The organism is Pseudomonas protegens CHA0 (genome assembly GCF_000397205.1).
GTDB lineage: Bacteria > Pseudomonadota > Gammaproteobacteria > Pseudomonadales > Pseudomonadaceae > Aquipseudomonas > Aquipseudomonas protegens.
The window spans coordinates 6,861,846-6,867,980 of record NC_021237.1; the positions used below are offsets into that span (position 1 = coordinate 6,861,846).

Here is a 6,135-nt window from a genome sequence, read left to right on the forward strand (position 1 = left end):
GTTATCCCTTTTCCTGAGTTCCGATACCGGGCTCGGCGGCGGCCGAGCCGGTGGTATCCGGTTTGATCCATATCCAATAGGCCAGCGACAGCAGCGCCAACCAGCCCAGCCCCACATACAGTGCCAGGCGCGTATCGGCAAATGCGCCCAGCACACCGAAGATGAACAACATGAAAACCACGGCACAGGCCTGACCCGCTGCGCCCAGGGGTACCGGAAACTTCAGTTCGTGGATTTCCCTGGCACTCATGCCACGACGCATGGCCATTTGTGACAGCAGGATCATCAGCCAGACCCAGACCACGGAAAAGGTCACCAGCGAGGCAAAGATCAGGAACAGTTCCTGCGGGATCCAGTAGTTGAGCAGCACCCCCAGCAGCAATGCCACCGACATGACCAACACCGTCATCCAGGGCACACCGAACCGGGAGGTCCTGGCGAACACCGCCGGCGCCTGCCCGATCGCCGCCATGCCATACATCATTCGCCCGGCACTGAAGATATCGCTGTTGATGGCCGAGACCACGGCGGAAATCACTACGATATTCAGCACCGTGGCCGCCGAACTGATCCCCAGGCTGCTGAAGATCTGCACGAACGGGCTGCCATGGCTACCGATGCTCGACCAGGGCGCCAGGGTCAACAGAATCAGCAAGGTCAGTACGTAGAAGATCAGGATCCGCAGCGGTACCGAGTTGATGGCCTTGGGGATCATGCGCTGCGGGTCCTTGGCCTCGCCGGCGGTGATGCCGATGACTTCGATTCCACCAAAGGCGAACATGACGATGGTGAAGGAGGCGATCATGCCCTCCACGCCATTAGGGAAAAAGCCGCCGTATTCCCAGAGATTGGCCAGTCCTCCCCGGCTTTGTTCCTCCCCAAGCTGGATGCCGAAGAACAGCAGGGTAAAGCCGCCGACGATCATGGCTACAATGGCGCCAACCTTGAGCAGCGACAGCCAGAACTCCAGCTCGCCGAACACCTTTACGCTGCACAGGTTCAAGGCGCCAATGCCCAGGACAATGCTCAGCACCCAGATCCAGCGGGGAGTATCGGGAAACCACAGGCCCATGTAGACGCCGAATGCGGTGACGTCAGCCAGGCACACCATGAGCATGGAAAAGGCGTAGCTCCAGCCGGTGAGAAACCCCGCAAAACGTCCCAGATAACTGCTGGCGTAATGTCCGAAAGAGCCTGAAACAGGAGTCCTGACTGCCATCTCTCCCAGGGCGCGCATGGTCAGGTAGATGGCTGCGCCGCCAATCAGATAGGCCAGCAGAACCGAAGGCCCCGCCCGTTGAATGGCGGCCGCCGAACCGTAGAACAAGCCTGTGCCGATCGCAGAGCCCAGGGCGATAAAGCGGATGTGCCGGGTGCTCAGGCCACGCTGTAGAACAGTGCCCGCGTCAGCCATTTCAGCTCCTTGAATGCAGGTTCATGAAGACCAGCCGGCTTCCAACCGTCGGCCCAGGCGACGCATGCCGGGGAATTTCCCGAGATGTATAAACCTGTACAAGAAAAGGATGCAAATAGGGAACCAAGTCGGCGTTTATGCGAACTTCTGCGATATGACGGCTATTGGTTGATTAACCGGGGGATAAAGCGGTGATTTTCAGGCAGGCGCTGTTACTCAATGTCGCAGCGGGCTTGGATGGGGGATAAAGGTAACGCCCGCAGACGGTATCCCGGAGGGAGTTGTCCACAGGCGCTTGCTCGGAAGGATGATTACTTGCCGATGCAGAAGCTGGAGAAGATCCGCCCCAGCAGGTCATCGGAACTGAAGGCCCCGGTGATTTCCCCCAGCGATTGCTGGGCCTGGCGCAAGTCCTCGGCCAGCAGTTCGCCGGCACCTGCCAGGGTCAACTGTGCCCGGCCATGTTCCAGGGCGGCACTGGCGTAGCGCAATGCCTCCAAGTGCCGGCGGCGCGCACTGAAGCTGCTTTCGGACGTCTGTTCATAGCCCATGCAGGCTTTCAGGTGGTCCCGCAGCAGTTCCAGCCCGCTGCCCGCTGTCATGGCACTGAGGCTGATGGTGACATGGCCATCGTCACAGGTTTCCAGGGCAATGGGTTCACCGGTCAGATCGGCCTTGTTGCGAATCAGCGTGACCTTGGCCGGGTCTGGCCGCTGTTCGAGAAACTCCGGCCACAGGGCGAAGGGGTCCGCTGCTTCCGCCGCGGTGGCGTCCACCACCAGCAACACCCGGTCGGCCTCGCTGATGGCCTTGAGGGCCCGTTCGACACCGATCTTTTCCACCTGGTCCTCGGTGTCCCGCAGCCCTGCGGTGTCCACCACGTGCAACGGCATGCCGTCGATGTGGATATGTTCGCGCAGGATGTCCCGGGTGGTGCCGGCGATATCGGTGACGATGGCAGCCTCGCGCCCAGCCAGGGCGTTGAGCAGGCTGGATTTGCCGGCATTTGGGCGCCCGGCGATCACCACGGTCATGCCATCGCGCAGCAAGGCGCCCTGCCCGGCTTCCCGCAGTACTGTGGATAACTCGTCACGCACTGCATCGAGCATGCTCAACACATGGCCATCGGCAAGGAAGTCGATTTCTTCCTCGGGAAAATCGATCGCCGCTTCGACATAGATCCGCAGGGCGATCAGTTGCTCGGTCAAGTTATGCACACGTTGGGAGAACGCCCCTTGCAGCGAACGCAGGGCATTGCGCGCAGCCTGTGCCGAACTGGCCTCGATCAGGTCGGCAATGGCTTCGGCCTGGGCCAGGTCCAGTTTGTCGTTGAGGAACGCACGCTCGCTGAATTCCCCCGGCCGAGCCAGGCGGCAGCCCAGTTCCAGGCAGCGCTGCAGCAGCATGTCGAGAACAATCGGGCCGCCGTGGCCCTGCAGTTCCAGCACGTCTTCGCCGGTGAAGGAGTTCGGCCCGGGGAAATACAGGGCAATGCCCTCATCCAGGACTTCTTCTTGCTTACTGAGAAACGGCCCGTAATGGGCAAACCGCGGCTTCAGCTCACGGCCGCTGATGGCTTTGGCTGCCGCGCCCGCCAGGGGCCCGGAAATCCGTACGATACCCACGCCGCCGCGGCCCTGGGCGGTAGCAATGGCAGCGATGGTTTCACGAGGGACATTCATAACCCGACATCCAGACAAAAGTGACAGATAGCAAAACGCCCCACTAGGGGGCGTCTTGTGTGGTTATCCACAGCGTAGGTCAGGCAGCTGCTTTCTTGGTAGCCGCTTCGATCTTACGAGTGATGTACCACTGTTGAGCGATCGACAGGCAGTTGTTCACTACCCAGTACAGCACCAGACCCGCCGGGAACCACAGGAAGAAGAAGGTGAAGATGATCGGCATCATTTTCATCACCTTGGCCTGCATCGGATCCGGAGGCGTCGGGTTCAGCTGCTGCTGGATGAACATGGTGGCGCCCATGATGATCGGCAGGATGAAGAACGGATCCTTGATCGACAGGTCGGTAATCCACAGCATGAACGGTGCCTGGCGCATTTCCACGCTTTCCAGGAGTACCCAGTACAGGGACAGGAAGACCGGCATCTGCACCAGGATCGGCAAGCAGCCGCCCAGCGGATTGATCTTCTCTTTCTTGTACAGCTCCATCATCGCCTGGGACATTTTCTGACGATCGTCGCCGAATTTTTCCTTCAGCGCGGCCAGTTTCGGAGCCACTGCACGCATGCGTGCCATGGACTTGTAGCTGGCAGCCGACAGTGGGAAGAAGATCCCCTTGATCAGCATGGTCAGGAAGATGATCGACCAGCCCCAGTTACCCACCAGGCTGTGGATATGTTGCAGCAGCCAGAAGATCGGCTGGGCAATGAACCACAGGAAACCGTAGTCCACGGTCAGTTCCAGGCCTGGGGACAACTCTTTCAGCACGGCCTGGCTTTTCGGGCCGGCGTACAGAATGGCGCTGGTTTCAGCCTTGGCACCCGGAGCAACGGTCATCGAAGGGCCGGTGTAGCCGATGATGTAGTTGCCTTTGCTGTCTTTACGCGCCAGAACCTGGTTGTTCTCGCCTTTTGGCGGAATCCAGGCGGTCACGAAGTAGTGCTGCAGCCAGGCAACCCAACCACCCTGAACATTTTCAGTGATGGGTGCCTTGGATTTGTCCTCGTTCACCTTGTCCATGTCTTTCATGGACACTTTTTTGTACGGCTCGGAACTTGTCCACAGGGCGGCGCCCAAGTAAGTCGCGGTGCCGGTGGCGGTGCTGGAGGATGGATCGGAACTGGCGTCGCGCTTGAGCTGGGCGAACATCGCACCGGTCCAGGGCTGCGCGCTTTCGTTGTCGATCAGGTAGGAAACGGTGATGTCATACAGGCCACGCTTCAGGGTGAAGCGCTTGATGTAGTTGACGCCGTCCTTGCTGAACTTCAGGTCGACCACCAATTGGTCCTGACCGTCAGCCAGTTGATAACTTTTCTTCTCGGCCGAGTAGATCGGGCGACCGGCCGGGCTTGCGTCCGGGCCGTTGCTGCCAATCAGGCCACTTTGTGCCAGATAAGTCCGCTCGTTGCCGTTATCGAACAGCTGGAACGGGATTTCCGGGTGGTCCTGACGACGTGGATACAGTGGCAAACGCAGTTGCGCGATATCCCCACCTTGTGGATCGACAGCCAGGTCGAGCACATCCGTTTTGATCTGAATGAGATCTTTGCTTGCCGCTACAGGCGCTTCAGCGGGTGCGGTGGTGTCGCTTGCCGCGCGCGGAATGTCGTCGTTGGCAGCGGAAGTGCCTGTTGGCGCATCCGGCAAGCCCGGGGCGGTCGTGCTGGAAGCAACATTCTGAGTCGGCAGGGCAGCTTGGCCATAATCCTGGTTCCATTTAAGAACCATGACATAGGACACGATTGCCAGGGCGACGATCAGGATCGTGCGTTTGATATCCATGATTACTCGGCCATCGAAGAAGAACGGGAGGTAGGGATAGGTGGAACCGGGTCATAACCACCGGGATTCCACGGATGACAGCGACCTAAACGACGAAAGGTCAGCCAGCCACCGCGCAGAAGGCCATGATTTTCGATGGCTTCCAACGCGTAGCAGGAACAACTGGGGTAGAAACGACAGTGATTGGCCATCAGAGGACTAATGGCATAGCGGTAAAACTGGATCGGAACGAGTGCCAGTTTACGCATCGGGACTGTCTACCCCTACAGTTTCGGAGTTGGCTGCTGGTACCGGCTTGTTGCGTGCCAGGCGTTTCCAGAGTTTGCCGAAATGCTGAATCAATTCGGGGTTTTCTACATCGCCCAAACCTTTGCGCGCGACGATAACGATATCCCATCCGACCAGTGAGTCCTGGTGGAGACGAAACGATTCGCGCATCAGACGCTTGAGGCGATTGCGCTCAACGGAGAGTTTTACGCTCTTTTTCCCGATCACGAGCCCCAGACGGGGATGATCAAGATCGTTGTTGCGCGCAAGGAGCAGGAGATTTTTCCCCGGAACCTTGCCGGTAGGGGAGTCAAAGACCGCCTTGAAGTGCCGGGGAGTAAGCAGACGCTTTTCCCGACTGAAGTCCTGACTCACCTCCAGTGCCGGATTATCAAACTGCCAGACGCGCACGACCTTTGGCGCGACGACGCGACAGGACGGCACGACCGTTCTTGGTAGCCATGCGAGCACGGAAACCGTGGGTACGAGCGCGTTTGATAGTGCTTGGTTGGAAAGTACGTTTCATGTCGTGTTACCTGGTTCGTCCACAACGGGCCGGAATGGCCCCCGTTTTAAGAGATCGGCGATTCTAGAGAAAGCAAGCCTCTAGGTCAATTTCCAACCAGCTTTTCCTTTATCTATGTATGTCCGGGTACGGGGTTGTGAGCCAGGGTCGGCTAGATATAAAAATAAAGAAGGAAAGTATTTAAAGCTTTTCTGTAAAGCTTATAAAGACTAGGAACGGCCTCATCTGTGGATAACTGACTCAAGCCCTTCTAGTCCGTACTGTACAGAGAATGACAACACGGTTGAGAAACGGTGTCCTGCCTGTGCTGCGCCATCGGAAAACCTGTGTGTGGAACCGTCGGTTATCCACAGGCGAGTTACCCACAGAGTTTCGCCCCGAGTTGTGCAATGGCCTCAAGTGGGGTTATCCACAGAGCTTATGCACATACCGCTGGTCGTGTTTATTCGGGGTAAGGCGTTGATTC

General features: G+C 58.3%; 6 protein-coding genes. All 6 read right to left on the reverse strand.

The annotated features are described in order from the left end of the window. Position 1: 1 nt before the first annotated feature. Positions 2 to 1,414 carry an amino acid permease gene (locus tag PFLCHA0_RS30860; protein ID WP_015637577.1) on the reverse strand — a complete coding sequence of 471 codons (1,413 nt, stop codon included), beginning with the start codon at positions 1,412 to 1,414 and terminating at the stop codon, positions 2 to 4. A gap of 311 nt (positions 1,415 to 1,725) precedes the next feature. Continuing rightward, complete coding sequence (mnmE, locus tag PFLCHA0_RS30865) at positions 1,726 to 3,096, reverse strand: tRNA uridine-5-carboxymethylaminomethyl(34) synthesis GTPase MnmE (RefSeq protein WP_015637578.1); 1,371 nt, start codon at positions 3,094 to 3,096, stop codon at positions 1,726 to 1,728. Between the two features lie 79 nt (positions 3,097 to 3,175). Continuing rightward, positions 3,176 to 4,876 (reverse strand): membrane protein insertase YidC, encoded by a 1,701-nt coding sequence (gene yidC / locus PFLCHA0_RS30870; RefSeq protein WP_011064394.1) that lies wholly within the window; start codon positions 4,874 to 4,876, stop codon positions 3,176 to 3,178. Between the two features lie 2 nt (positions 4,877 to 4,878). Further along, positions 4,879 to 5,124, reverse strand: a complete 246-nt coding sequence (gene yidD / locus PFLCHA0_RS31535) for a membrane protein insertion efficiency factor YidD (protein WP_003213574.1) — start codon at positions 5,122 to 5,124, stop codon at positions 4,879 to 4,881. Next, the gene (rnpA, locus tag PFLCHA0_RS31540; RefSeq protein ID WP_026020269.1) at positions 5,117 to 5,518 is read right to left on the reverse strand and encodes a ribonuclease P protein component; all 402 of its coding nucleotides are present in this window, start codon (positions 5,516 to 5,518) and stop codon (positions 5,117 to 5,119) included. The genes yidD and rnpA overlap by 8 nt, the downstream gene beginning before the upstream one ends. Positions 5,519 to 5,534: 16 nt before the next feature. After that, positions 5,535 to 5,669 (reverse strand): 50S ribosomal protein L34, encoded by a 135-nt coding sequence (gene rpmH, locus PFLCHA0_RS31545; protein ID WP_003213577.1) that lies wholly within the window; start codon positions 5,667 to 5,669, stop codon positions 5,535 to 5,537. Positions 5,670 to 6,135 lie beyond the last annotated feature (466 nt).